Genomic DNA, 25,267 nt, shown 5'->3' with positions numbered 1-25,267 from the left:
AACTGGCTCTTGCCAGAAACGGTAACACGTTCTACTTTATGGGCGTGGCCCTAAATATCGCAGACTTCGTCGAGCACTCCATTGACCTGAATCCGGAGCGGGTGGCGCTGCTGGACAGCGACCGCGAGATCACCTATGCGCAGCTGGAAGAGCGGACCAACCGTCTCGCGCATTACCTGCAGGATCACGGTGTCAAGCCGGGTGACAAGGTGGGCATCTACAGCCGTAACACCATCGAGGCCATCGAGGCCATGGTCGCGGTGTTCAAGGCCCGCGCGGTGATGGTCAACGTGAACTACCGCTACGTCGAGAACGAGTTGCAGTACATCTTCGAGAACTCGGACATGGCCGCGCTCATCGTCGAGCGCCGGTACGCGGACAAGGTGGCCAACGTGCTGCCGAACACGCCGCTGGTCAAGTCCGTGGTCGTCGTCGAGGACGGCACCGACCTGGACTTCGCCTCCTTCGGCGGTGTCGAGTACGAGCAGGCGCTGTCCGAGGGTTCGCCGGAACGTGACTTCGGCGAGCGCAGCCCCGACGACATCTTCATGCTCTACACCGGTGGCACCACCGGCATGCCGAAGGGCGTCATGTGGCGCCACGAGGACTGGTGGCGCGTGCTCGGCGGCGGCACCAACTTCGTCACCGGTGAGCGCGTCGAGGACGAGTGGGAGCTCGCCAAGGTCGGCGCCGCCAACCCCGCGATGGTGCGTTTCCCCATCCCGCCGATGATCCACGGCGGCTCGCAGTCCGCGGTGTTCCACAGCCTCTTCGGCGGCGGCACCCTGGTGATGCACCCCGAGTTCGACGGCCACGCGGTGTGGCAGGTCATCGACCGCCACAAGGTCAACCTCATCTTCATCACCGGCGACGCGATGGCCCGGCCGATGCTCGACGCGCTGAAGGCGGGCAACCCGGAAACCGGTGAGCCGTACGACCTGTCGAGCCTGTACGTCATGGCCTCCAGCGCCGCCCTGTTCTCGCCCGCGCTCAAGGACGAGTTCCTCGACCTGCTGCCGAACCGGTACATCACCGACTCCATCGGCTCCTCCGAGACCGGCTTCGGCGGCCTGGCCGCAGTGACGAAGGGCGCCACCCACACGGGCGGTCCCCGGGTGAAGATCGACGCCGCGACCGTCGTGCTCGACGACGAGGGCAACGTGGTCGAGGCAGGCTCGGGCAAGGTCGGCGTGCTCGCCCGGCACGGTCACATCCCGCTCGGCTACTACAAGGACGAGAAGAAGACCGCCGAGACCTTCAAGGTCTACAACGGTGTTCGCTACTCGATCCCCGGTGACTACGCCACCGTCGAGGAAGACGGCACCGTCACCATGCTGGGCCGCGGCTCGGTCTCGATCAACAGCGGCGGCGAGAAGATCTACCCGGAGGAGGTCGAGGGCGCGATCAAGACGCATCCCGACGTCTTCGACACCCTCGTCGTCGGTGTCCCGGACGATCGCTTCGGTCAGCGGGTCGCCGCGGTCGTCGCCACCCGCGACGGCGCTCGCCCGAGCATGAACGACATCGTGGCCGCTGCCCGCAAGGAGATCGCCGGCTACAAGGTCCCGCGCAGCGTGTGGTTCGTCGACGAGATCAAGCGTTCGCCTGCAGGCAAGCCCGACTACAAGTGGGCAAAGGCGCAGACCGAAGAGCGCGAGGCCGACGACCACCTCTCCAACGGAAACTCCTGATGCACAACGCTCTCGCCGAGAAGTTCGGCATCCAGTACCCGATCTTCGCTTTCACCCCGTCCGAGCACGTGGCGGCGGCGGTGTCGCGGGCAGGCGGACTCGGTGTGCTGGGCTGCGTGCGCTTCAACGATCCCGAGGAGCTCGAGGCCACCCTCACCTGGATGGACGAGAACACCGACGGCAAGCCCTACGGCGTCGACATCGTGATGCCTGCGAAGGTGCCGACCGAGGGTGCGGCAGTCGACCTGGACAAGCTGATCCCCGCGGAGCATCGCGCGTTCGTCGACCGCACGCTCGACGAGCTCGGTGTGCCGCCGCTCTCCGACGACGTCGAGCACGCCACCGGCGTGCTGGGGTGGCTGCACTCGGTGGCAAGGGCGCAGGTCGATGTCGCGCTCAAGCACCGTCCGGCGCTCATCGCGAACGCGCTCGGGTCGCCGCCGAAGGACATCATCGACGAGGCGCATGCGCACGGGGTTCCGGTCGCGGCACTCGCGGGTGCTGTCGGTCACGCGCTGAGTCACGTGGCCAACGGTGTCGACATCGTCATCGCCCAGGGTTACGAGGCAGGCGGCCACACCGGTGAGATCGCCTCGATGGTCCTGGTGCCCGAGATCGTCGATGCGGTGGGCGATTCCGCCACCGTGCTGGCCGCGGGCGGCATCGGCAGCGGTCGGCAGATCGCCGCGGCGTTGAGCCTGGGCGCATCGGGTGTGTGGATGGGTTCCTACTGGCTCACCGCCGCGGAGTACAAGCTGGGCAGTGCGTCGGGGGAGGGCCCGTCGGCCATCCAGCGCGCCCTGCTCGACGCGAGCTCCTCGGACACCGTCCGCTCGCGGATCTACTCGGGTAAGCCGGCGCGGCTGCTCAAGACCAAGTGGACCGAAGCCTGGTCCAAGCCGGGTGCACCCGACGCGCTGCCGATGCCGCTGCAGAACCTGTTGGTCGCCGAGGCGCACCAGCGGATCGTCGCCTCGGAGAACCCCGAGGTGGTCGCGATGCCCGCCGGTCAGATCGTCGGGCGGATGAACGAGATCCGGCCGGTCGCGGATTCGATGGCCGACCTGGTCGCCGAGTTCGAGGCGACCGTCGCGCGACTGAACAAGCTCAAGTAGGGCCGCAGCCAACGGGCGGCGGAAGCTGGGCCACACGCGAAGGCCGGGTACGAACCTCGTACCCGGCCTTCGTGTTGTCCGGGCAGGACCCTCCGACCCTCCCTAGATCCGGGACGGAAAACTGATCCAGCCGACCTGTCACATTCTCTCCTCGCGGTCCGTCATAGCTGTGACGGACCACATCGGTGGACACGATGTTCGTTCCACACGAACGACTCTGGAGGAGCAGCTGTGAAGGCACGAATGGGCAACCCGGCAATGGTCGTTCCCGGCGCGATGGAAGCGCTGCTCGCGCTCGGCAAGGCGAGCGCGAAGGGCGGTGTGCGGGAGACGACGCACACCCTGGTCCACCTGCGGGCGAGCCAGATCAACGGCTGCAGCGTCTGCGTCGACATGCACGCGCGCGACCTGAAGAAGGCGGGCGAGTCGGACGAGCGGGTGTTCGCGGTCGGTGCCGGGCGCGAGACGCCCTACTACACCGACGCCGAGCGCGCGGCGCTGGCGCTCGCGGAGGCCGTCACCCGGCTCAGCGATCGGTCGGACGCGGTGCCGGACGAGCTGTGGGACGAGGTCGCCGACCACTACGACGAGGCGCAGATCGCGTCGCTGATCATGTCGATCGCGACGGTCAACCTCTGGAATCGCCTGAACGCCGCCACCCGTCAGGTGGCGGGCGCGGCGTGGTGAGGACCCCCGGCCGGTGAACGATGTCGGGCGGCGCGGCGACCGCGCCGCCCGACATCGCGCCGTGTCTAGGAGTTCAGCTCGGCGTCGAGCTTGGCCCGCAGTTCAGGGGTGACGGGTTCGAACTCGGTTCCACCGGGCGCGCGGTACCAGACCGGGTCGGCGCAGTGCCAGCGCTCGGCGCTGAGGGTGCGTCCGAGGACCTTGTAGGTGGCGGTGCGGGGCAGGTCCGTGCAGACCCGGACGAAGCTCGGCAGCTGCTTCGGTCCCAGATCCGGTTGGGCGCCGAGGAACCGGGCGAACTCGGCGATGTCGAGGCCGTCCGCCGCCACGAGCGCGACGGCGACCCGGTCGCCGACCTCCGGGTCCGGAACCCCGTACGCGGCGACCTCACCGACCTGGGGATGCCTGCCGAGGATCTGCTCGATGGGCGCGGTGCCGAGGTTCTCGCCGTCGACCCGCATCCAGCCGGAGCTGCGGCCGGCGAAGTACACGAAGCCCTCGGTGTCCCGGTAACCCAGGTCGCCGCTCCAGTACTGGCCGTTCCGCACCCGCTCGGCCTCGGCCTCGGGGTTCTTGTAGTACCCGGCGAAGCTCCCGGTGCCCGCGGTGTTCACTAGCTCGCCGGTCGCGACGTCCGCATTGACGATCCGCCCGGCGGTGTCGAACTCCGCGGCGGGGCACGGAACCCCGGTGTCCGGGTCGAGCACCTCGATCCCGGGCGGGAGCAGCCCGAGGGCGCCGACGGGGGTGCCCGGGCTCCGCGGGATCAGCACGCCGCCCTCGGTGGAACCGAACCCGTCGACCACCCGGACGTCGAACCGGCGCCCGAACTCGGCGATCGAGGACGGGGAGCCCTCGTTGCCGTAGAGCACCTTGAGCGGGTTGTCCGCGTCGTCGGCCCTCTCGGGGGTGGCCAGCACATAGGCGAGGGGCTTGCCGACGTAGTGCGCATAGGTGGCGCCGAATCGCCGGACGTCCGGGATGAACTGGGACGCGGAGAACTTCCGGCGCAGTGCGAGATTGGCGCCGACGGCGACGGCGACCGCCCAACAGGCCATCACCGCGCCGGAGTGGAACATCGGCATCGAGATGTAGGCCGTGTCGGCCGCGGACAGCCCGAACCGTTCGGCGAGCATGATGCCGGGCCCGGCCACCATGCGGTGGGTCACCCGGACCGCCTTCGGATTCCCACTGGTTCCCGAGGTGAAGATCAACATGAACAGGTCGTCGCCCGAGGGTGCAGGCGACGGTGCGGCGCTGCCACGGTGCGTGGCAAGTAGATCCGACCACTCGGGGCCGTCGATGGTGAGGACACGGACGCCGCCGAGGTCGAGGCCGTCGAGCAGGGCGAGACGCTCGGTGTCGGTGACCACCACCTGGCAGTCGGCGCGTGCGATGTCGCCCGCGAGCGCCTCGCCGCGTCGGGTGGTGTTCAGGCCCACCACGACCGATCCGCCCAGCGCAGCGGCGCCGAGCAGGAGGGAGAACTCCGGCACGTTGTCCAGCAGCACCCCGACGTGTCGGGGTGCTGCCGGGTCGAACAGGGCCGCCAGGCCCGCCGCCAGACCGGCGCTGAGTGCGACGTGTTCGGACCACGGAATCCTCTTGTCCTCGAACAGAATTCCGTGGTCGTCCTCGTCTCGGAGCCGGAGCAACAGATCGGTGACGGTGGGCATCGCGGTCGTCATGTGTGCAGCCTAGGGTCAGGCAGGCACGTCGGCGAGGATCTGTCCCAGCCTGCGCAACTGCTCGGTGGCCGAGCCGAGCGCGAACTCGTTGTGCTTGGCCGCAAGGAAGTACCGGTGCACCGGGTGGTCGCGGTCGAGACCGACACCACCGTGGATGTGGATCACGGTGTGCGCGACGCGGTGGCCCGCATCGGCCGCCCAGAACTTCGCGGTCCGGATCTCCTCCTCGGCGGGCAGGTTCTCACCGAGCCGCCATGCGGCCTGCCACAGCGTGGACCGGACGGCCTTGACGTCGATGAAGGCGTCGGCCAGGCGCTGGGCCACGGCCTGGAAGCTGCCGATCGGGCGGTCGAACTGGACCCGCTCGCGCGCGTACTCCGCGACCAGTTCCAGTGCCCGCTCGAGGGTGCCGAGCTGGGTCGCGGTCAGCGCGACCGCGGCGCGGGCCAGGATCGAGTCGACGATCTCGGCACCGCGCTCGGTGCCTCCGAGGACCTGGTCGGCGCCGACGACGGCCCCGGACAGTTCCACGAGCGACTCGGCGCTGTAGTCGGTGGTGATCTGGCGCTCGACGCGCACGCCCGGGTTGGACGGCTCGACCAGGAAGACCGCGACGCCCTCCGGGGTGGTCGCCGGCACCAGGATGACGTCCGCGAAGGCGGCGGCCGGCACGGTGATCTTGGTGCCGGTGATCGACCAGCCGTCGGCGGTGCGCTCGGCGCGGGTGACCGGCTGCGCGGGATCGAGGTTGAGTTCCTCGGCGAGCGCGACGGTGAGGACGACCTCGCCTGCGCCTGCCCGCCGGGCCAGGTCGCGCTGCGCCTCGTCGCCGTACTCGGCCAGCGCGGCCGCGGCCAACACGATCGAGCTCAGGTACGGCACGGGGGAGAGGGTGCGGCCGAGCTCCTGCAGCACGCTGCTCTGCTCGAGGATGCCGAACCCGCCTCCGCCGACCGTTTCCGGCAGCGCCGCGGCGAGCACTCCCGCGTCGGCGAGGGCCTGCCAGAGCTTGTCATCGAAGCGGTCCTCGGCGGCGTCGAGCTCGCGGAGGCGGTCGTTGGTGGTCAGCTTCTCGGCGATGCTCCGGGTCAGCTGTTCGAGGTCCTGCTGGGCCTCGGTACGTGTGAAGTCCATCGGAAGTCCTTGGGTACGTGGAGGGTCGGTCGGCGGATGCGGTTACTACCGCTTCGCGGGAGGCTGACCCAGCGCCGTCATGGCGAGGATGTCGCGCTGCACCTCGTTGGTGCCGCCTCCGAACGTGAGGATCAGCGAGGAGCGGTGCATCCGCTCGACGCGTCCGCGCAGCACTGCGCCCGCGGAGTCCTGGCGCAGGTAGGCCAGCGGTCCGAGGACCTCCATCAGCAGTCGGTATGCCTCGGTCGCGAACTCGGTGCCGAAGACCTTGCACGCGGAGGCGTCACCCTTGCTCGGGGCGTGCGCGGAAGCGACCTCCCAGTTCAGCAGCTTGAGGTACTCGGTCTTGGCGTGCACCCGAGCGAGGTTGATCTGCACCCACTCCTGGTCGATGACGCGGCTGCCGTCCGCCAGCTTGGTGTTCTGCGCCCACTCGATGGTCTGGCGCAGCGCGCCCTGGATCGGGGCGGCCGAGACCAGCGCGACCCGCTCGTGGTTGAGCTGGTTGGTCATCAGCGACCAGCCGCCGTTCTCCTCGCCGACCAGAGCCGAGGACGGCACGCGCACGTCCTGGTAGTAGGTGGCGCTGGTGTCCGGACCGGCCATGGTGTGGACGGGCGTGTACGAGAAGCCTTCCGCGCTGGTCGGCACGATGAGCATGCTGATGCCCTTGTGCTTCTTGGCCGTCGGGTCGGTGCGGACGGCGAGCCACACGTAGTCCGCGTACGCGATGAGGCTGGTCCACATCTTCTGGCCGTTGATGACGTAGTCGTCGCCGTCCTTGACCGCGGTGCTGCGCAGGCTGGCGAGGTCGGTGCCTGCGCCGGGCTCGGAGTAGCCGATGGAGAAGTGCAGTTCGCCTGCCGCGATCTTGGGCAGGAAGAACTTCTTCTGCTCCTCCGAGCCGTAGTGCATGATCGTCGGCGCGACAGAGTTGATGGTGAGGAACGGCACCGGTGCGCCCGCGATCGCGGCCTCGTCGGTGAAGATCAACTGGTCGAGCGCCGAGCGCTCCTGTCCGCCGTACTCCTTGGGCCAACCGAGGGCCAGCCATCCGTCTCGGCCCATCTCGCGCACGACGTCGCGGTAGACGGTGCCCGAGCCGTACTCGCCGGTCTGGGCGCTGAGCGCTTCGCGACGCTCGGGAGTGATGAGCTTCGCGAAATAGGCGCGCAGCTCCTCCCGCAGCTTCTGCTGCTCGGCGCTGTAGGTGATTTGCATCGGTACCTCTCCGGTCTCTGACACAGGTTCTAGTCTGTTTTGGTGCCGTTATCTGGTTGCGATCGGCCGAGCTGGCGAGACGCGTTTTCGGCCCGTCACTATGGGTTTTTCGCATCATTGCACAGGAGTGGAACGGGTTCTAGTCTTATGCTGGATCTGCCCGCGGGTCCAGCCCATAGACGCGCGTGCCGCAGACGTCGATTCGAACGAGAAGTGAGGTTCATTCATGGAGGTCAAGGTCGATAGGGATCGCTGCGAGGCGAACGGTGTCTGCGTCGGCATCGCGCCCGACATCTTCGATCTGACGGACGACGACGAACTGGTGATCACCCAGCCCGGCGACGACGCCGACGCGGTGGCCAAGATGGAGGAGTCGGTCGCACAGTGCCCGCGCGCTGCGCTGACCCTCGAGCGCTAACTGTTCTTGCCGGGAATAAGAACACGTTCTAGAGTGAGCGCCGTCACGGATGTGACGGCGGAACCCGCTCCGGGGGCCGCATCGAAATCACGAAGGCAGTGGTGAGTTTGACTAGTCGCGAGGTAAGTCTGGACGGCAAGGTCGCAATCGTGACCGGTGGTGCGTCGGGTCTCGGCAAGGCCGAGGCGATCGGCCTCGCCAGGGCGGGCGCGAACGTCGTCATCAACGATCTGGTGGCCAACGAGAACGCCGATGCGGTCCTCGACGAGATCCAGACCCTTGGCGGCAAGGCGGTGTTCGTCCCGGGCGACATCGGCGAGCGCGCCACCGCCGACGCGTTGATGGAAGCGGCCCAGCAGGCGGGTGGCGTCGACATCGTCGTCAACAATGCGGGCATCGTGCGGGACAAGATGCTGTTCAGCATGTCCGATGAGGACTGGGACCTGGTTCTCAAGGTTCACCTGCGCGGCCACTTCCTGCTGTGCCGCAACGCGGCGGTGCACTGGCGGGCCGAGTCGAAGGCGGCTGGCGCCCCGGTCTACGGCCGCCTGATCAACACGTCCTCCGAGGCCGGCCTGCTCGGCCCCGCCGGACAGCCGAACTATGGTGCGGCCAAGGCGGGCATCACCGCCCTCACCCTGTCCGCGGCGCGCGGCCTCGAGCGCTATGGCGTTCGCGCCAACGCGATCTGCCCGCGCGCACGCACGGCGATGACCGAGAACGTCTTCGGCGACGCCCCCGAGGACGGCACCGATCCGCTCTCGCCCGAGCACGTGGTGAACCTGGTGTCGTACCTGGCCTCGCCCGCGGCCGAGGCGATCAACGGCCAGGTCTTCATCGTCTACGGACCGATGGTGGCGCTGATGGCCGCGCCGGTCGTCGAGCAGCGCTTCGACTCGCCGGATGCCGTGTGGACCCCCGAGGGTCTCGCGGACTCGCTCGGCGGCTACTTCGACGGGCGCGATCCCGCCCGGATGTTCGCGGCGACCGAGGCCGTCAAGTCGCTCGGCTGAGTGGCGCGTCCGGCCGAACCTGAGAAACGCGCGAATACTGCACGCAGGTAGAACGGCTGGGTGAAGATGGTCTCCGGGGGTGGGTTTGACCTGCCCCGACAGCAATGAGTACGTGTTCTAGATTTCCGCAGGTCCGGGTGGGGTGGGGACGAATCCCGGACTGGTCGCGGCACGAGCCCGAGTGGCCGTACGAGCGTGGGGGGCGAGCCTTCGCACTTGTGTGGATACTCGGTGTCGTGATCGGCGATCATCGGGGCTCGCCAGGCACGTGATCGATGAAAGACAAAGGGAGTCAACGTGGCCGGATGTCGCATGCGCGGAGCATGTGGTATCCGGCCACGCCGAACCGATCGGCCCTGCCCCGCTGAACACGGGTGCCCGGCCGCCGGATCCGCCCTCCCGGTGGTACGAGTTGACCAGCACTGATGCATCCGGAGGGGAACACCTTTGACAGGTGAACACGTTCTAGTTAGTATGACCTGGATCACAGGCACCCGGGGGGATCTGGCATCCCCTCCGCGGTGCCCTGCGCGAGAACACTGACGAGGAGGCACGATGGACGACCTCCTTCTGGTGCCGCTGCGCGCCGTGGGCGGCTTCTTCGCGATGGCGGGGGAGACCTTCAAGGCGATGGGCCGGCGGCCCTTCCAGAGTCGTGAATTCATAGACCAGGCCTGGTTCGTGGCCCGGGTGTCGATGGTGCCGACGGTGCTCGTCGCCGTCCCCTTCACCGTGCTGGTGGTCTTCACGATCAACATCCTGCTGCGCGAGATCGGCGCCGCCGACCTCAGCGGCGCGGGCGCCGCGCTCGGCGCGGTCACCCAGGTGGGACCGATGGTCACCGTGCTGATCGTCGCCGGTGCGGGCGCGACGGCGATCTGCGCCGACCTCGCCGCGCGGACGATCCGCGAGGAGATCGACGCGATGAAGGTGCTCGGCATCGACCCGATCCACCGACTGGTGGTGCCCCGGGTGCTGGCCTCCACGGTGGTCGCGCTGCTTCTCAACGGACTGGTGAGCACCATCGGCATCGTCGGTGGCTTCGTGTTCTCGGTCTTTCTGCAGGACGCCAACCCCGGCGCCTTCGTCAACGGGATCACCCTGCTGACCGGCTTCGGTGAGCTGATGCTCTCGCAGCTCAAGGCCGGGCTGTTCGGAATGATCGCGGGCCTGGTCGCCTGCTTCCTCGGGCTCAACGTAAAGGGTGGCGCAAAGAGTGTGGGTGACGCGGTGAACCAGACGGTCGTCTTCGCGTTCATGGCGCTGTTCGTGGTGAACGTTCTCGTCACCGCAGTCGGCATCAAGCTGACGGCGGGGTGACGGGATGGCATTCGCGCTGACAGGGCGTTTCCGTGGGACCAGGAAGCGGATCGGCAAGTTCTCCGCTTCGATCGACAGCATCGGTGATCAGGCCCTCTTCTACTGGCGGGCGATCGCATGGGCGCCGCGCGCGCTCATCCACTACCGGAAAGAGACGATCCGGCTGATCGCCGAGATCAGCATGGGCACCGGCGCGCTCGCCGTGATCGGTGGCACCGTCGTGATCGTCGGGTTCCTGACCCTCTTCGCGGGCGGCACCATCGCCGTGCAGGGCTTCGCCTCGCTCGGCAACATCGGCGTCGAGGCGCTGACCGGCTTCTTCGCGGCCTTCATCAACGTGCGCATCGCGGCGCCGGTGATCGCGGGCATCGGCCTGGCCGCCACGATCGGCGCCGGCTCCACGGCACAGCTGGGCGCGATGCGGGTCACCGAGGAGATCGACGCGCTCGAGGTGATGGCGATCCCGTCGATTCCGTACCTGGTGAGCACCCGCGTGATGGCCGGGATGATCGCGATCGTCCCGCTGTACGCGCTGGCCGTGATCGCCTCGTTCATCGCCAGCCGGTTCGCGACGGTCGTGATCTACGGACAGTCGCCCGGCGTCTACGACCACTATTTCTCGACGTTCCTGATACCGACGGACATCCTCTGGTCGTTTGCCCAGGCGATCGTGATGGCGCTGGCCGTCATGCTCATCCACACCTACTACGGGTACAACGCCAGCGGCGGCCCGGTCGGCGTCGGCGTTGCGGTCGGTAACGCTGTGCGTGCCTCGCTGATCGCGGTGGTCACGGTCACGCTGCTCATCTCGCTCGCCATCTACGGTGGGTCCGGCAACTTCAACCTCTCGGGATAGCGCGCATGTCTGAACCTGAACCCAAATGGAAGAAGAAGGTCGCCGCGCTGGTGCTCGTCGGCAGCCTGGTCGGTGTCACGACCGTCGCGCTGACCATGTTCTCGGGTGGCTTCACCGACAGTGAGCCGGTGACGGTGACCGCCGACCGCGCCGGTCTGGTGATGGACCCCGACGCCAAGGTGAAGATGCGCGGCGTCCAGGTCGGTCGTGTCGCCTCCATCGGGCAGGAGGGCGACCAGGCCAAGCTCGAGCTGGCGATGGATCCGGCCTCCATGGACCTGATCCCGTCGAACGCACAGGTGGAGATCAAGTCCACCACCGTGTTCGGCGCCAAGTACGTCAACTTCGTGGTGCCGGAGCACCCGTCGTCGAGCTCGCTGTCGCCGGGCACCACCATCGAGGCCGACTCGGTGACCGTCGAGTTCAACACCCTGTTCGAGAACCTGTCGACGCTGCTGCAGCAGATCGAGCCGGAGAAGCTCAACGCCACGCTCGGCGCGATCTCGGAGGCGCTCAACGGCCGCGGTGACGAGCTCGGCCAGCTGCTGGAGGAGAGCGACCAGTACCTGAAGAAGATGAACCCGTCGCTGCCGCAGTTGCAGCGCGACCTCGCGACCGCGTCGACTGTCACCAACGTCTATGCCGACGTCACGCCGAACCTGATGCGGTTGCTGGACAACGCGACTGCGACCAGCGGAACCATCGTCGACGAGCAGGCGAACCTCGACCTGCTGCTGATGAACGTGACCGGGCTGGCAAACAACGCGAACGGCGTGCTGACCGAGAACGAGGCCAACCTGACGAAGGCACTGGCGGACCTCAAGCCGACGACCGAACTGCTCGGGGAATACTCGCCTGCGATCGCCTGCCTGGTCTCCGGGCTCGCCAAGACGCTTCCTGCAGCCAACGAGATCTTCGGTGGTCTGCAGCCCGGCATCGCGTTGAGCACGAGCTTCATCTATGGCACCGAGCCGTACACCTACCCGAAGGACCTGCCGAAGGTGAACGCGACCGGCGGCCCGAACTGTGCTGGCCTACCTGACTTCGATCCCAAGCGCGACGGCCCCGCGAACTTCCTCGTCGCCGACACCGGGACAGTGCCGTACGTGCCGTCGACGAAGGTCAGTACGAACATGCCCAAGATCTTCCAGCTGCTGTACGCCGGCGTATACCCGGAGGGAGGAAACTGATGCGGCCGACCACCGTCAAACTGCTGATCTTCACCACGGTGATGGCGCTGATCTTCGCCAGCCTGGCGATCGTGTTCAGCCAGTACCGCTTCAGTACCTCGAATACCTTCACCGCACAGTTCACCGATTCCTCCGGCGTCAAGCCGGGTGACAAGGTGCGCATCGCAGGCGTGCCGGTCGGTTCGGTGAAGGGCGTGAGCATCGACCGCGACAACCTCGCCGAGGTCGACTTCAACGTCGACAGCCAGTACGAGCTGTTCAAGAGCACCAGGGCGACCATTCGTTACGAGAACCTGGTCGGTGACCGGTATCTCGAACTGCTCGAGGGTGCCGGCTCGATGGAACAGCTCGACGACGGTGGGACGATCCCGGAGGACCAGACCTCGCCCGCGCTCGATCTGGATCTGCTGCTCGGCGGGTTCAAGCCGCTGCTGAAGGGCCTGGATGCCCAGCAGGTCAACGATCTCTCCGGCGCGCTGCTACAGGTCTTCCAGGGCCAGGGCGGCACGCTGGTCTCGCTGCTCGGCAGCACCAGTTCGTTCACCAAGACGCTGGCCGACCGGGACGAACTGATCGGTGAGGTGATCACCAATCTGAACACCACGCTCGGCACGATCAACGGCAAGGGCGAACAGTTCTCCACCACGATCGATCAGCTCCAGCAGCTGGTGAGCGGGCTCGCGAAGGACAGCGATCCGATCGGTAACGCGATCCCGCAGATCGCCACCGCCACCGGCGATCTCGCCGAGCTGCTGCAGGGTGTACGCCCGGACGTGCAGTCCACCATTGCCGAGGGCGGTCGCGTCGCCACCCAGCTCGATCTGGGCAAAGACCAACTCGACTGGGTGCTCGGGGAGCTGCCCGAGGCGTACAGGAAGCTGATCCGGGTGGGCGCGTACGGCGGGTTCTTCCAGTTCTATACCTGCAGCGTCAAGTTCAAGTTCTCTGGTCCGGATGGCAAGGATCTTCGGGTCGACCTCCCCACGACCCCGACACAGACGACAGGGAGGTGTGCGTTCAAGTGACAAAGCCACGCGAAAGAGACCCCGTTCAGATCGGGATCATCGGCCTGGTCGTCGCCGGCTCCCTGGTGGTGGCCGGCCTGCAGTACGACCAGCTGCCGTTCATCTCCGGCGGCGGCCAGTACACCGCGCACTTCGCCGACGCGGGCGGACTGATGACCGGGGACAACGTCACCGTCTCGGGCGTCAACGTCGGCACCGTTGACAAGATCGACCTGGACGGCCCGCAGGTGCTGGTCACCTTCACCGTCCAGGACGGCATCGCGCTCGGCGACGAGACGAGCGCCGCGGTCAAGACCAACACCATCCTCGGGCGCAAGTCGCTCAAGGTGACGCCCGCGGGTGAAGGGACGCTGCACAAGTCCGAGACGATCCCGTTGGAGCGCACCAACTCCCCGTACTCGCTCAACGACGCGCTCGGCGACCTGGCGAACACCGTCTCCGACCTCGACACCGATCAGCTCAACAACTCGCTCAACGCGATGTCCGACACGCTCCAGGACACCCCGCCCGAGTTGCGGACCGCGTTGGACGGGGTCACCCGGCTCTCGGCGAGCATCAACTCGCGCGACGAGAGCCTGCGCGAGCTGCTCTCCCGGGCGGAGAGCGTGACCGGCATCCTGGCGACCAGGAGCGACCAGATCAACGCCCTGCTGGTGGACGGCAACCAACTGCTCGCCGAGCTCGACCGCAGGCGGAACGCGATCAGTGAGCTGATCGTGAACACCTCGGCGGTCTCCAAGCAGCTGACCGGGCTGGTGCAGGACAACCAGGAACAGATGAAACCGACTCTGGAGAAACTGAATTCGGTGGTTGCGGTGTTGCAGAAGAACAAGGACAACATCGGGAAGGCGCTGGACGGACTCGCTCCGTACGCGACCGCGCTCGGCGAATCCGTCGGCAGCGGACCGTTCTTCATGGCGTACGTGGCGAACTTCAGCGTCGGCCAGCTGACGCAGACCTTCACCGACTCGCTGTTGTGGCCCGAGCACGTGCCCTCTGACCTGCAGAACTTCCCGCCGCTGACCGTCACGCCCGTGGACCCGAACCGGTGAGCGCCCCGATGACAGACCGCAAGAAGTGGCTGCTGCGCGGCGGCGCCGCGGCCGTGGTGATCGCCGCGCTCGTGGCCGGCACATTGTTCTTCTTCCCTGGACTCGGGAAGAACCGGATCACCGCATACTTCCCGACGACCACCGGCATCTACGCAGGCGACGACGTGCGGGTGCTCGGCGTGACGGTGGGCAAGATCGCCAGCATCAACCCCGAGGGTGAGAACGCGCGCGTCGAGATGGACGTCGACCCCAGCGTGGACATCCCGGCGGACGCCAAGGCGATCATCGTGGCGCCGAGCCTGGTTGCGGCCCGCTTCATCCAGCTGACGCCGGTGTACACCGGCGGCGAGACGATGGGCGACGACGCCGAGATCCCGGTGGAGCGCACGGCCGTTCCGGTGGAGTGGGACGAGATCAAGGCGGAGCTCGCCAAGCTCTCCACCGCGCTCGGCCCGGAAGGCGGCGCGGACCAGGGTTCGCTCGGACGGTTCATCGACACCGCGGCCGACAACCTCGAGGGCAATGGCGACAGCATCAACAAGACGCTGCGCGAGCTCTCGGACACGATGCACACACTCTCGCAGGGGCGCACCGATCTGTTCTCCACGATCAGGAATCTGCAGGCCTTCGTGTCCGCACTGTCCGCGAGCAACCAGCAGATCGTGCAGTTCAGCGGCCATCTCGCGTCGGTGTCCTCGGTGCTTGCCGACAACACCGACGAGCTCGGGGTGGCGCTGAACGATCTCAACCTGGCGATGGGCGACGTGCAGCGGTTCGTCAGCGACAATCGGGCAGTCCTCACCGAATCCGTGGAACGGCTCGCCGATGCCACCCAGGTGCTGGCGCAGAAGCGGCCGGAGATCGAGCGGGTGCTGCACATCGCGCCGAACGCGCTGGCGAACTTCAACAACATCTACCAGCCGGCGTTGGGTTCGGTGTCCGGCGTGATCGCGGCAAGCAACGCGAACAACCCCATCAACATGATCTGCGGCATGATCGAGGCCCTCGAGATGAACGACTCCGACAAGAGCGCAGACCTGTGCACGCAGTACCTGGGGCCGGTGCTGAACTCGGTCAAGATGAACTACCCGGGGATCCTGACCAACCCGTCGACCGGCGTAGCGGCGCACCCGGACCAGCTGACATTCAGCCCCCCGAGCCTGGAGAACCAGATCCCGGCGCGGGCCGCCAAGTCGACGCTCAAGCCCGTCGCGGGGCCGCTCGACGGCCTCCCGACGATCAAGGTGCCCAAGGATCTCGAGTCCCTGCTCAAGCCGGGAGGTGGACGATGACACGCACCAGCACCCACCGCCGGGTCGCGATCGGATCGATCGCGTTCGGATTGACGCTCGCCCTCACCGGATGCGAATGGACGGGCCTCAACTCGGTGCCCATGCCCGGCACCGAGGGCACAGGGGACGGCGCCTACTCGGTGAAGATCGAGATGCCGAACGTGACCACCCTGTCGGAGAACTCGCCGGTCCGGGTGAACGACGTCACCGTCGGCACGGTCGACGACATCGAGGTACAGAACTGGCATGCGGTGGTCACCGTCTCGCTGAACGAGGAGGTCGTGCTGCCCGCAAACGCGACCGCCAAGATCGGTCAGACCAGCCTGCTCGGCTCGCAGCACCTGGAGCTGGCGCCGCCGGTCGGGGTCGCCCCTGAGGGCACCCTCTCCGACGGCGATGTGATCCCGATGGCGCGCGCGGGCGCCTACCCGACCACCGAGCAGACGCTGTCCTCGCTCTCCGTCGTCCTCAACGGCGGCGGCCTGGCCCAGATCAACGACATCACAAGGGAACTCAATGCGGGCCTCGTCGGCCGCGAGGACTCGATCCGCGATCTGCTGCCGCAGCTCGACCAGTTGGTCGGCAGCCTGGACCGTCAGCGCGGCGAGATCGTCACGGCGATGGAGGGCCTGGACCGGCTGTCCACCACCGTCAACCAGCAGACGGCGACGTTGACCGCCGCCCTCGACGGCATCCCCCCCGCGCTCGAGGTCCTCGTCGGCCAGCGGCAGAACCTGACCGACGCGCTGATCGCGCTCGGCAACCTCAGCAGCACGGCCACGCGGGTGATCAACGAGAGCGGCGACGACCTGAAGGCGAACCTGCACGCGCTGGTGCCGCTGCTCACGCAGCTCGCCGGCACGGGCAACGCGCTCACCGAGTCGCTGGGAATCCTGATCACCTATCCGTTCCCGCTCAAGAACCTCGACCAGGCGATCCGAGGCGACTACGCAAACCTGATGATGACGGTCGATCTGACAAACAAGAGGCTGGACAAGAACTTCCTGACCGGTACCGGTCTGGGTGGAACGCTTGGTGGCGTCGAGGGCGCGCTCGGCAAGACCGCGGGAGTGGCCGGGCAGTCGACGAACCCCCTGCAGAGCCCTTCCCCGAAGCCCCCGGCCAAGCCGGCGGCGGCGCCGGCACCCGCCCCGTCGATCCCCGGCCTACCTCAGATCCAGCTCCCCCAGATCCCCGGCCTTCCGCAGCTAGGAGCGCCCAAGCCATGATGCTGTCGAAGTTCGTCCGTGTTCAGCTGATCATCTTCTCGATCCTCACGGTGATCGGGTTGACGGTGATGGCGACGCAGTACGTCCAACTCCCGGCGCTGTTCGGGCTCGGTCGGTACGACGTCACCGTCGAGCTGCCGTCCACCGGTGGCCTCTACCCGCACGCCAACGTGGCCTACCGCGGGACCAATGTTGGCACCGTCGACGAGGTGGTGCTCACCGAGTCCGGCGTGGACGCGAAGCTGTCCATCAGCAGCAAGTACGACATTCCCGCCGACGTGGACGCCGAGGTCAAGAGCGTCTCCGCGGTCGGCGAGCAATATGTGGACCTGATCCCGCGCGAGGATTCCGAGCCGTACCTGTCGGACGGGGACGTCATCCCCGAGGACCGGTCCTCGGTGCCGCAGGAGGTCGGTGCGCTGCTCGATCAGGCCAACACCCTGGTCAAGAGCGTCTCGAACACCCAGCTGAAGCTGGTGGTCGACGAGGCCTTCAAGGCGTTCAACGGCACCGGCCCCGAGCTGCAGCAGCTCATCGACTCGGCGCGACTGTTCGTCCAGGAGGCCAACGCGAACTCCGACGCGACCGTGCAGCTGATCGATCAGATCGGCCCGCTGCTGGACACCCAGGTGGTCAGCAGCGAGGCGATCCGGAGCTGGACCAAGAACCTGGTGACGTTCTCCGATCAGCTTCGCGCCAGCGACCCGGACCTGCGGGCCGTGATCGAGAAGGGCCCTGGCGCCGCCGAGGAGGCCAACGCGTTGTTCCAGGATCTGAAGCCGACGCTGCCGCTGCTGCTGGCCAACCTGGTCAGCGTCGGCGAGGTCGGCGTGATCTACAACAAGAGCATCGAGCAGGTCCTGGTGCTGTACCCGCCTATGACCGCAGCGCTGATGACGATGGCGCTCTCGGGTCCCCGTGACGAGGGTGGGCTGGTGAACTTCGCCATCGAGGTCAACGACCCGCCGCCGTGCACCACAGGCTTCCTCCCGCCCGACCAGTGGCGACCGGGCAACGAGGTGTCCACGCCGGACACCCCGCCCGGCTTGTTCTGCCGGGTGGCACCGGACGATCCCACGACCGTGCGCGGCGCCAGGAACAGCCCGTGCATGGAGTTCCCCGGCAGGCGGGCTCCGACCCCTGAGGAGTGCCGCACCGGCTACGTCCCGCTGGGCAACAACCCGCCCAACGGGCCGGTCAAGCCGCCGAATGTACCCTCGTACACGACAGTTCCCAGCTCCTATGGCGAGTCGGTGGAAGCGCCGGTGACGGCGCGGCCCTACGACCCGAAGACGGGCAAGTACACCGGTCCCGACGGCCGGCTGTACACCCAACCGGCATTGGCGTCGGGGGGCTCGTCCGGAAAGGAGTCGACATGGCAGACGATGATGACCGGTCAGCAGAGCTGACCACCCCGAACAAGCCGGCTCCCCGCAGGCGCGCGAGCCGTAGCGCGGGACCCCCGGTGGAAGACCGGGCCGAGGCTACGGGCGCAACGACGACGGTGACGGCCGAGGCAGCCTCCGAGCAGAGCGCACCCAAGGCCGATGCCGAGGGTGTCACGCCCAAGGCCGAAGCCGAGTCGGCAGCGGACGCCGAGCCGGTGGTCGCGGAGCAGGCAGCAGACGCCGAGTCGGTGACGGACGCCGAGAAGGCGCCCCGTCGTCGGCCGACCGTCCCGATGGTCGTCGCGGGTGTACTGGTGCTGGCGCTCATCGCGGCCGGGATCGTGCTGCTGATCGATCGGAACGCGGCGAGCGAGCGGGACGCCAAGCGGAACGCCTTCGTGCAGACCGCGCGGCAGACGGTGCTGAATCTGACCACGATCCGGCCGGAGACCGCCAAGGAGGATGTCGACCGCATCCTCGCGGGCGCGAGCGGCGACTTCAAGGCCGAGTTCGACGGCCGCCAGGACCCCTTCGTCAGCGTGGTGAAGGAGGCCTCGGTCACCACCGAGGGCCAGATCATCGAGGCCGGACTCGAGAGCGAGGACGGCGACAAGGCGAAGGTGTTGGTCGCCGCGCGGGCCAACGTGAGCACGCCGGACCAGACCCAGTCGGGACCGCGTGACTTCCGGATGCGCGTGACGGTGACGGACGACGGTGGGACCATGACCGCGTCGAAGGTGGAGTTTGTGCCATGAGCGAGGACAAGTCGACCGAGCAGGTCAGCGAGGACAAGTCGGCCGAGGCCACCGAGGTCGAGTCGACCGAGACGGTCACCGACGCATCGACCGAGCCGGGTACCACGGAGACCGCGCCCCGCAACGTGGGGCGCACCGCCCTCGCGGCGGTCGCCGCGGCGCTGGTGATCGCCCTCGTGGCGGGCGTCGGGGTGCTGTTCTACCAGCACCTCCAGGACAACCGGACCGAGCAGGCGCGCACCGACGCGGTGGCGGCGGCAGGCGAGCAGGCGGTGGCCATGCTGTCCTACAACTACAACACCGTGGACAACGAGCTCGCTGCGGCCGCCGACGGCCTGACCGGGTCGTTCAAGGACGACTACAACACGCTGGTAGCGGAAGTGATCGCGCCAGGCGCGAAGGAGAAGAAGCTCACCGTGCAGGTCACGGTTCAGGGCGACTCCGTCGTCTCGGCCGATCCCGACGATGCCGTCGTGCTGCTGTTCCTGAACCAGATCACCACCAGCGCCGACGCCCCCGACGCGGCCACCACCGGTAGCCGGGTGCGGATGGAGATGCACAAGGACGGCGATCGCTGGCTCACCGGCCGGCTGACCCCGGTGTAAGGCTAGGGCTTGGTGACCACGGCTCCACACGACATCAAGATCGGATCGGACCGCCCAGCTGTTCTGTGGCATGAACGTAATTGGTTGTGCACCAGTGGTTCCTGTGGCCGGAAGTCCTTCACCGATTGGTGCCGGAGGTCCCGCCGCGACCTCGGGGTGGAAGGCCGCCATCACGCACGTCGCAATCGACATGTCCGGGGTCTACGCGCAGGCCGTGTGTGAGGCTCTGCCGGCCACGATCGGAAGCAGCAAACCACTGATCCCGCGCCCGCTATGCCAGCGCGGGATCAGTGAGAAAGATTGAGGCTAACGACCGTCTCCAACGGGCGGCTTGTCTGCAACAGCAACGATATAGTCGAGCCAAGGGGCCCAGAACGAAACTCCTCTTGGGCCGAAAAAGCTCCGAATCAACGGATTGATTCTCTTCATCTCCGGCTGCCTGAGCTTAACGCTGACATATTCCGCGTATTGAGGGTAGACGTTGTCACGGATGGAGTAGACCCTCACATCTGTGAAGCCGGCCGCTATGAGCGCCTGGCGGTATTCCTCCGCATTGGTGTGATTCTGGCGGGAAGTCGTGAATATGCCGTGCACCAATTTTCCCAGGGGGCGTAACCGGCTGGTCCTGCTCGTAACATGCTCATTTGCGAGCGGCACGACGTCGGCGGTCACCAACCGACCGCCAGGTGCCAAGACTCGGAATGCTTCCTCGAAAAATCGTGAACGCGACGGAAAGTGAAGCGCTGATTCGAGCGCGGTCACTTTCGTTGCGGACGCATCGGACTGAGGCAGATCGCTTGCGGACCCGTGCGTATACTCGACGATATCGCTGAGTCCCAGTTCGGCGGCCCGCGCGGTCGCGATCTCGACCTGTTTCGCGGATATGTTTACGCCTGTTATTCGTTTCGGGCCGAATTCATCCGCCCAGAGAAAATCTTGATCGCCGAATCCGCAGCCGACGTCGACAACCACATCGCCGGACCCGAGGCACGCTTCGGTCGCTACCAGTCGAGCCAACGCCGCGCCCGCTTGATCGAAAGTCTGGGGACTGTCTTTCCAGTAGCCCAGATTAAAGAACATCGATTCCTCACCCAGCCAGTTGGATGCAGTGAGAATATCGTCGTACACCCGACTGAATCGATCAGGAATCGCGGGCACGAAGACCAAGGACGCAAACCACCCCCATTCGCGAGTCCACCGCAAAATGCGTCGGGTTGAGCTCTCGGAGTCACGAAATTCCATAACTGTCATGGTTTTGCCCCCCTCAGGCGATTGACCCCATCCGATATGCGGGGCCACTCGCCGGATGCTAGCAGTCTTGTCGCACCGTCGTCGGATGATGCGCAGTCGCTTGCGAGCGACAGTTCGGGGCGGGAGCTTCCGGTCCGAGGATGGCGGCCGCCCGACGGTTTTCGGGAGGCGAGTGGTCGCCGAGTTCACGAAGTCTGGTGTCCGTCAGTCACTTCGGGCTAAATGCTTGCATCGGACAGGAACGTGTTCTACTTTGATGAAGTGGTCTCTGGCCGGCCCAACGATCCTGCCGGGCACGGGCGAGACGACTTCGGGGGATCGGCAGTCCCTGCGCGAGCATGCCCATTCTGACTTTCGGGTTTCTGCTCGCCGGCGCGGCCAGATCCGAGGGGTGGGAGATCGGGTATGAGGAGTCATATGTCGGCGATCGCGGCGTTTGGATATTCAATGCCTATGCCCATCATTGCGAATGCAGTGTCGACCTTTCGATGACCATCACAGCGGCCTATGCCTCGGCGGACACCCAGAAATTCAGGGCCTAGATTGATTCCGGGTTGGTCCAGCCCGAAACGCGCCAGAACGTCGAGGTGGCCGATTCCCATCACGACCATTTCGTGGCTTATCTCGACGGATACCTACGAAACACATCGCAACCCAACTTCATTTGACTTGGATGGGGAATTGGTATGACTCGGGTAAATCCAGAGCGAGCTGAGCTTCTCGATGATGAGCTCGGGCGGACGCAGCCGATCGCGATAGTGGGCACGGGCTGCCGGTTTCCCGGCGGCGTGGAGTCGTCAGATGACTTGTGGCAGTTGGTAATTGACGGTCGCGATGGGCTATCAGATTTCCCGACAGACCGCGGCTGGGACGTGGAACACCTGTACGACCCGGAGCCGGGCGTGCCAGGCAAGTCCTATGTGCGCGTGGGCGGTTTCCTCCATCAATCATCGGAGTTCGACGCCGAGTTCTTCGGGATCAGTCCGCGCGAGGCGTTGGCGATGGACCCCCAGCAGCGAGTACTGCTGGAAACCGCATGGGAGGCGCTGGAATCAGCGGGCATCGAACCGTCGGCGCTGCGCGGAAGCGACACCGGAGTGTTCTGCGGGGTGATGCACAACGACTATGGGGTCGGCGCCGGCGGGCAGGTTCCGGTCGACGTCGAGGGCTATCGATTGACCGGCGGTTCGTCCAGTGTGGTGTCGGGCCGGGTGTCGTACGTGCTGGGGTTGGAGGGCCCGGCAGTTTCGGTGGACACTTCGGCCTCGTCGTCGTTGGTGGCGCTGCATTTGGCAGTCCAGGCGTTGCGGTCGGGGGAGTGTTCGCTGGCGCTGGCCGGTGGTGTGACGGTGATGTCCACACCCGCGACGTTCGTCGAGTTCTCCCGGCAGCGAGTGCTCGCTGTCGATGGTCGGTGTAAGCCGTTCGCCGACGCTGCCGACGGGACGGCGTGGGGCGAGGGCTCGGGTGTGTTGGTGCTGGAGCGGTTGTCCGACGCCCGACGCAACGGGCATCAGGTATTGGCGGTGGTGCGGGGTAGCGCGGTTAATCAGGATGGTGCGTCGAATGGTTTGACCGCGCCGAATGGTCGCTCCCAGCAGCGGGTGATTCGGCGTGCGTTGGCCGATGCCGGGGTGTCCGCGGCCGAGGTGGATGTGGTGGAGGCGCACGGTACCGGGACCAGGTTGGGTGATCCGATCGAGGCGCGGGCGTTGCTGGCCACCTATGGGCAGAATCGGTCGGAGGATCGGCCGGTGTGGTTGGGTTCGGTCAAGTCCAATATCGGGCACGCCCAGGCGGCTGCCGGTGTGGCCGGTGTGATCAAGATGGTGCAGGCGCTCCGTCGAGGAATCCTGCCCAAGACGCTGCACGTGGATTCCCCGTCCACGCGGGTGGATTGGACTGCCGGGCGGGTGGAACTGCTCACCGAGCAACGAGACTGGCCGATGGTCGATCGGCCGCGTCGTGCTGCCGTGTCGTCGTTCGGTGTCAGTGGCACCAATGCCCACGTCATCCTCGAACAGGCACCGGGGTCGGTGACCGAACCGGTGACCGATCCTGTGGCCGGTGGGGACGGGTCGGCGGCGTGGATGGTGTCGGGTCGGACACCGGAGGCGCTGGCAGGGCAGGCGGGTCGGTTGTCGCGTTATCTGCTCGAGCATCCGGATGTGGATCCGGCGGATGTGGCGGTGACCTTGGCAGGTCGGTCGCGGTTCGAGCGGCGTGCGGTGGTCGTGGGCGGGGACCGAGCGGCGTTGTCGGTGGGTTTGGCGGCGGTGGCCGAAGGATTGGCCGGTGATGGTGTGGTGTCGGGGACCGCACGTGCGCATGGCAAGACGGTGTTGGTGTTTCCGGGTCAGGGTGCGCAGTGGTTGGGGATGGGTCGGGGATTGTCGGCTCGGTTTCCGGTGTTCGCGCAGAAGATGGCCGAGTGTGATCGGGTATTTGCTCCTTTGGTGGAGTGGTCTTTGCTGGATGTGCTTGCTACTGATGATGCGGAGTGGCTCGAACACGTCGAGATCGTGCAGCCCGTGTTGTTCGCGGTGATGGTGTCGCTGGCGGAGCTGTGGCGTTCGGTCGGTGTCATACCCGATGCGGTGGTTGGTCATTCCCAGGGTGAGATCGCCGCAGCGCATGTCGCGGGTGGGTTGTCGCTCGAGGATGCCGCCCGGATCGTGATCGGGCGGTCGGCGGCATTGGCGGAGTTGGCGGGTCAGGGCGCGATGGTGTCGGTGTTCGCGTCGCGGGAGCGGGTCGAGGAGCTGCTCGAGGGGTTCGATGGGCTGACGGTGGCCGTGGTCAATGGCCCGGGGTCGACGGTGGTTTCCGGTGCGATCGGGCCGTCGGAGTCGCTATTGGGTGAGTGTGAGCGTCGTGGTATTCGTGCGCGGCGGGTGGCGGTCGACTACGCCTCGCATTCGGCCCAGGTCGACCAGCTCCGTGATCACCTGATGCAGGCACTGACCACAGACCGGACACCACTCGAGACCGGATCGTCGCGGGCGGCGTTCTATTCGACTGTCACCGGTACGGTCCTGGATCCGGCCGGGTTGGATGCGGACTATTGGTACCGGAATCTGCGGGACACGGTGTGTTTCGAGCAGGCGGTGCAGGCGTTGCGCGGGGACGGGTACACCGTGTTCGTCGAGGCGAGCCCGCACCCATTGCTGGGTGTCGACATCGAACAGATCTGTGAGGCTTCGGCTTCCGATGGTGGCCGGGACCCGGTGATCGTGGGTTCGTTGCAGCGCGACCAAGGCAGTGTTCTCGCGTTCACCCGCTCGATGGCCCGCTTGGATGTGGTGGGTGTGTGTGTGGTGTGGGATGCGGTGTTGAGGGGGCGTGGGCGGCGTGTGGAGCTGCCGGGTTATGCGTTCCAGCGTCGCCGGTATTGGTTGAGTTCGTCGGGGGTCCGTGATGCGGTGTCGTCGGGGTTGTCAGAGGCCGGGCATCAGGGGGTCGGTCGCGGCCCGGGAGTTGTGGCGGGTTTGCGGCACCGGTTGGCGGGAGTGACCTCTGTCGACCGAGAGGCGTTGGTACTGAACACTGTTCGCGATCAGGTCGCGGCCGTGTTGGGTCACGACAGTGGCGTGGCCATCGATGCAGACCGCAATTTCCGGGATCTGGGATTCGATTCGTTGACTGCGGTCGAGGCACGTAACCGGTTGAACACAGTCACCGGGTTGCGGTTGCCTGCGTCCCTGGTCTTCGACTATCCGACACCGGATGCGGTGACCGCGCACATCCTTACCCAGCTCACCGACACCGATATCGCTGCGGCTGCGGCTGCGGCTTCGGAATCGGCATCGGCATCGGTGGTGTCGCTGTCGTCGTCGGAGCCGGTGGCGATCGTGGGGGTGGGGTGTCGGTTTCCGGGCGGGTTGTCTTCCGCGGAAGAGTTGTGGCAGTTGGTGGTCGACGGGCGTGATGTGATCTCGGGGTTCCCGACCGACCGCGGCTGGGACGGGGTGTTCGATCCGGCGCCGGGTGTGGCGGGCAAGTCGTACACGAATGAGGGCGGATTCCTATACGACGCGGCCGAGTTCGACGCCGCGTTCTTCGGGATCAGTCCGCGTGAGGCGATCGGGATGGACCCCCAGCAGCGGATCCTGCTGGAAACGGTGTGGGAGGCACTCGAACACGCCGGGATCCGGCCTGCGACGCTGCGGGGCAGCGACACCGGCGTGTACGTCGGTGTGATCGACCAGTCCTATGGTGTCGGCTCCGGTGGTGGTGACGGGGTCGGGGATAGCGGGTTCACCGGTGTGACAGCGAGTGTGGTGTCGGGCCGGGTGTCGTACGTGTTGGGGTTGGAAGGCCCTGCGGTTTCGGTGGAC

The 25,267-nt window shown here is 66.6% G+C and carries 20 protein-coding genes; 16 read left to right on the top strand and 4 right to left on the bottom strand.

Features of this window, described 5'->3' with window-relative positions; translation table 11 throughout:
- Window positions 1–44 precede the first annotated feature (44 nt).
- The 3 genes from RM1_RS23905 to RM1_RS23895 all read left to right on the top strand — a co-directional run bounded on the left by RM1_RS23905 (window position 45) and on the right by RM1_RS23895 (window position 3,493).
- A complete protein-coding gene (locus RM1_RS23905; RefSeq protein WP_072754134.1) occupies window positions 45–1,691 on the top strand; it encodes an acyl-CoA synthetase in 1,647 nt (548 codons plus the stop codon).
- Window positions 1,691–2,806 carry an NAD(P)H-dependent flavin oxidoreductase gene (locus tag RM1_RS23900; RefSeq protein ID WP_027503510.1) on the top strand — a complete coding sequence of 372 codons (1,116 nt, stop codon included), beginning with the start codon at window positions 1,691–1,693 and terminating at the stop codon, window positions 2,804–2,806. Before RM1_RS23905 ends, RM1_RS23900 begins: the two co-directional genes overlap by 1 nt.
- 231 nt (window positions 2,807–3,037) lie before the next feature.
- On the top strand, window positions 3,038–3,493 hold the full coding sequence (locus tag RM1_RS23895) for a carboxymuconolactone decarboxylase family protein (RefSeq protein ID WP_072754121.1): 456 nt from the start codon (window positions 3,038–3,040) through the stop codon (window positions 3,491–3,493).
- A gap of 65 nt (window positions 3,494–3,558) precedes the next feature.
- Here the strand turns inward: RM1_RS23895 and RM1_RS23890 are convergent, their stop codons facing one another.
- Genes RM1_RS23890 through RM1_RS23880 form a run of 3 tightly spaced genes read right to left on the bottom strand, consistent with a single transcriptional unit; the run spans window position 3,559 to window position 7,536 of the window.
- A complete protein-coding gene (locus RM1_RS23890) occupies window positions 3,559–5,181 on the bottom strand; it encodes a long-chain-fatty-acid--CoA ligase (protein ID WP_072754120.1) in 1,623 nt (540 codons plus the stop codon).
- Window positions 5,182–5,196: 15 nt separating this feature from the next.
- Window positions 5,197–6,315, bottom strand: coding sequence for an acyl-CoA dehydrogenase family protein (locus tag RM1_RS23885; RefSeq protein WP_072754119.1), 1,119 nt, complete (start codon window positions 6,313–6,315; stop codon window positions 5,197–5,199).
- A 45-nt stretch (window positions 6,316–6,360) separates the two neighbouring features.
- Window positions 6,361–7,536: an acyl-CoA dehydrogenase family protein gene (locus RM1_RS23880; RefSeq protein ID WP_072754118.1), complete on the bottom strand. Its 1,176-nt coding sequence runs from the start codon at window positions 7,534–7,536 to the stop codon at window positions 6,361–6,363.
- A 226-nt stretch (window positions 7,537–7,762) separates the two neighbouring features.
- Between RM1_RS23880 and RM1_RS23875 the strand changes: the two genes are divergently transcribed.
- From RM1_RS23875 to RM1_RS23820, 12 genes are all read left to right on the top strand, one after another.
- The gene (locus RM1_RS23875) at window positions 7,763–7,954 is read left to right on the top strand and encodes a ferredoxin (RefSeq protein WP_072754117.1); all 192 of its coding nucleotides are present in this window, start codon (window positions 7,763–7,765) and stop codon (window positions 7,952–7,954) included.
- A 98-nt stretch (window positions 7,955–8,052) separates the two neighbouring features.
- The gene (locus RM1_RS23870) at window positions 8,053–8,967 is read left to right on the top strand and encodes a 3-oxoacyl-ACP reductase (RefSeq protein ID WP_072754116.1); all 915 of its coding nucleotides are present in this window, start codon (window positions 8,053–8,055) and stop codon (window positions 8,965–8,967) included.
- Window positions 8,968–9,522: 555 nt separating this feature from the next.
- Complete coding sequence (locus RM1_RS23865) at window positions 9,523–10,287, top strand: MlaE family ABC transporter permease (RefSeq protein ID WP_072754115.1); 765 nt, start codon at window positions 9,523–9,525, stop codon at window positions 10,285–10,287.
- A gap of 4 nt (window positions 10,288–10,291) precedes the next feature.
- The gene (locus tag RM1_RS23860) at window positions 10,292–11,143 is read left to right on the top strand and encodes an MlaE family ABC transporter permease (protein WP_072754114.1); all 852 of its coding nucleotides are present in this window, start codon (window positions 10,292–10,294) and stop codon (window positions 11,141–11,143) included.
- 5 nt (window positions 11,144–11,148) lie between these two features.
- Entirely contained in the window at window positions 11,149–12,333 is a 1,185-nt protein-coding gene (locus RM1_RS23855; RefSeq protein WP_072754113.1) for an MCE family protein, read from the top strand.
- Entirely contained in the window at window positions 12,333–13,358 is a 1,026-nt protein-coding gene (locus tag RM1_RS23850) for an MCE family protein (protein ID WP_072754112.1), read from the top strand. The genes RM1_RS23855 and RM1_RS23850 overlap by 1 nt, the downstream gene beginning before the upstream one ends.
- Window positions 13,355–14,410, top strand: coding sequence for an MCE family protein (locus tag RM1_RS23845; RefSeq protein ID WP_072754111.1), 1,056 nt, complete (start codon window positions 13,355–13,357; stop codon window positions 14,408–14,410). Before RM1_RS23850 ends, RM1_RS23845 begins: the two co-directional genes overlap by 4 nt.
- A gap of 8 nt (window positions 14,411–14,418) precedes the next feature.
- Window positions 14,419–15,702, top strand: a complete 1,284-nt coding sequence (locus tag RM1_RS23840) for an MCE family protein (RefSeq protein ID WP_072754110.1) — start codon at window positions 14,419–14,421, stop codon at window positions 15,700–15,702.
- Entirely contained in the window at window positions 15,699–16,931 is a 1,233-nt protein-coding gene (locus RM1_RS23835; RefSeq protein ID WP_072754109.1) for an MCE family protein, read from the top strand. Before RM1_RS23840 ends, RM1_RS23835 begins: the two co-directional genes overlap by 4 nt.
- Window positions 16,928–18,340, top strand: coding sequence for an MCE family protein (locus RM1_RS23830; RefSeq protein ID WP_072754108.1), 1,413 nt, complete (start codon window positions 16,928–16,930; stop codon window positions 18,338–18,340). The genes RM1_RS23835 and RM1_RS23830 overlap by 4 nt, the downstream gene beginning before the upstream one ends.
- Window positions 18,307–19,074: an Rv1363c family protein gene (locus RM1_RS23825; protein WP_072754107.1), complete on the top strand. Its 768-nt coding sequence runs from the start codon at window positions 18,307–18,309 to the stop codon at window positions 19,072–19,074. Before RM1_RS23830 ends, RM1_RS23825 begins: the two co-directional genes overlap by 34 nt.
- Window positions 19,071–19,679 carry an Rv1363c family protein gene (locus RM1_RS23820; protein ID WP_245816587.1) on the top strand — a complete coding sequence of 203 codons (609 nt, stop codon included), beginning with the start codon at window positions 19,071–19,073 and terminating at the stop codon, window positions 19,677–19,679. Before RM1_RS23825 ends, RM1_RS23820 begins: the two co-directional genes overlap by 4 nt.
- A 306-nt stretch (window positions 19,680–19,985) precedes the next feature.
- Here the strand turns inward: RM1_RS23820 and RM1_RS23815 are convergent, their stop codons facing one another.
- Entirely contained in the window at window positions 19,986–20,807 is an 822-nt protein-coding gene (locus RM1_RS23815) for an SAM-dependent methyltransferase (protein WP_245816585.1), read from the bottom strand.
- A gap of 809 nt (window positions 20,808–21,616) precedes the next feature.
- Between RM1_RS23815 and RM1_RS23805 the strand changes: the two genes are divergently transcribed.
- On the top strand, window positions 21,617–25,267 hold a 3,651-nt coding region (locus RM1_RS23805), incomplete at its 3' end, for a type I polyketide synthase (RefSeq protein ID WP_143187344.1).

Origin of the sequence: Rhodococcus maanshanensis NBRC 100610, assembly GCF_001894865.1 — a bacterium.
In the GTDB taxonomy this organism is placed as follows: domain Bacteria; phylum Actinomycetota; class Actinomycetes; order Mycobacteriales; family Mycobacteriaceae; genus Rhodococcus_G; species Rhodococcus_G maanshanensis.
The sequence above is the reverse complement of the archived record's forward strand: the minus strand, read 5'-3'. Positions and strand labels throughout refer to the sequence as shown.

What these genes read in the sequence shown, in the direction of transcription:
- RM1_RS23900 (WP_027503510.1), top strand. Translation starts at nt 1,691, where the DNA reads ATGCACAACGCTCTCGCCGAGAAGTTCGGCATCCAGTACCCGATCTTC.
- RM1_RS23890 (WP_072754120.1), bottom strand. Translation starts at nt 5,181, where the DNA reads ATGACGACCGCGATGCCCACCGTCACCGATCTGTTGCTCCGGCTCCGA.
- RM1_RS23885 (WP_072754119.1), bottom strand. Translation starts at nt 6,315, where the DNA reads ATGGACTTCACACGTACCGAGGCCCAGCAGGACCTCGAACAGCTGACC.
- RM1_RS23880 (WP_072754118.1), bottom strand. Translation starts at nt 7,536, where the DNA reads ATGCAAATCACCTACAGCGCCGAGCAGCAGAAGCTGCGGGAGGAGCTG.
- RM1_RS23875 (WP_072754117.1), top strand. Translation starts at nt 7,763, where the DNA reads ATGGAGGTCAAGGTCGATAGGGATCGCTGCGAGGCGAACGGTGTCTGC.
- RM1_RS23865 (WP_072754115.1), top strand. Translation starts at nt 9,523, where the DNA reads ATGGACGACCTCCTTCTGGTGCCGCTGCGCGCCGTGGGCGGCTTCTTC.
- RM1_RS23860 (WP_072754114.1), top strand. Translation starts at nt 10,292, where the DNA reads ATGGCATTCGCGCTGACAGGGCGTTTCCGTGGGACCAGGAAGCGGATC.
- RM1_RS23855 (WP_072754113.1), top strand. Translation starts at nt 11,149, where the DNA reads ATGTCTGAACCTGAACCCAAATGGAAGAAGAAGGTCGCCGCGCTGGTG.
- RM1_RS23850 (WP_072754112.1), top strand. Translation starts at nt 12,333, where the DNA reads ATGCGGCCGACCACCGTCAAACTGCTGATCTTCACCACGGTGATGGCG.
- RM1_RS23840 (WP_072754110.1), top strand. Translation starts at nt 14,419, where the DNA reads ATGACAGACCGCAAGAAGTGGCTGCTGCGCGGCGGCGCCGCGGCCGTG.
- RM1_RS23835 (WP_072754109.1), top strand. Translation starts at nt 15,699, where the DNA reads ATGACACGCACCAGCACCCACCGCCGGGTCGCGATCGGATCGATCGCG.
- RM1_RS23830 (WP_072754108.1), top strand. Translation starts at nt 16,928, where the DNA reads ATGATGCTGTCGAAGTTCGTCCGTGTTCAGCTGATCATCTTCTCGATC.
- RM1_RS23825 (WP_072754107.1), top strand. Translation starts at nt 18,307, where the DNA reads ATGGCAGACGATGATGACCGGTCAGCAGAGCTGACCACCCCGAACAAG.
- RM1_RS23820 (WP_245816587.1), top strand. Translation starts at nt 19,071, where the DNA reads ATGAGCGAGGACAAGTCGACCGAGCAGGTCAGCGAGGACAAGTCGGCC.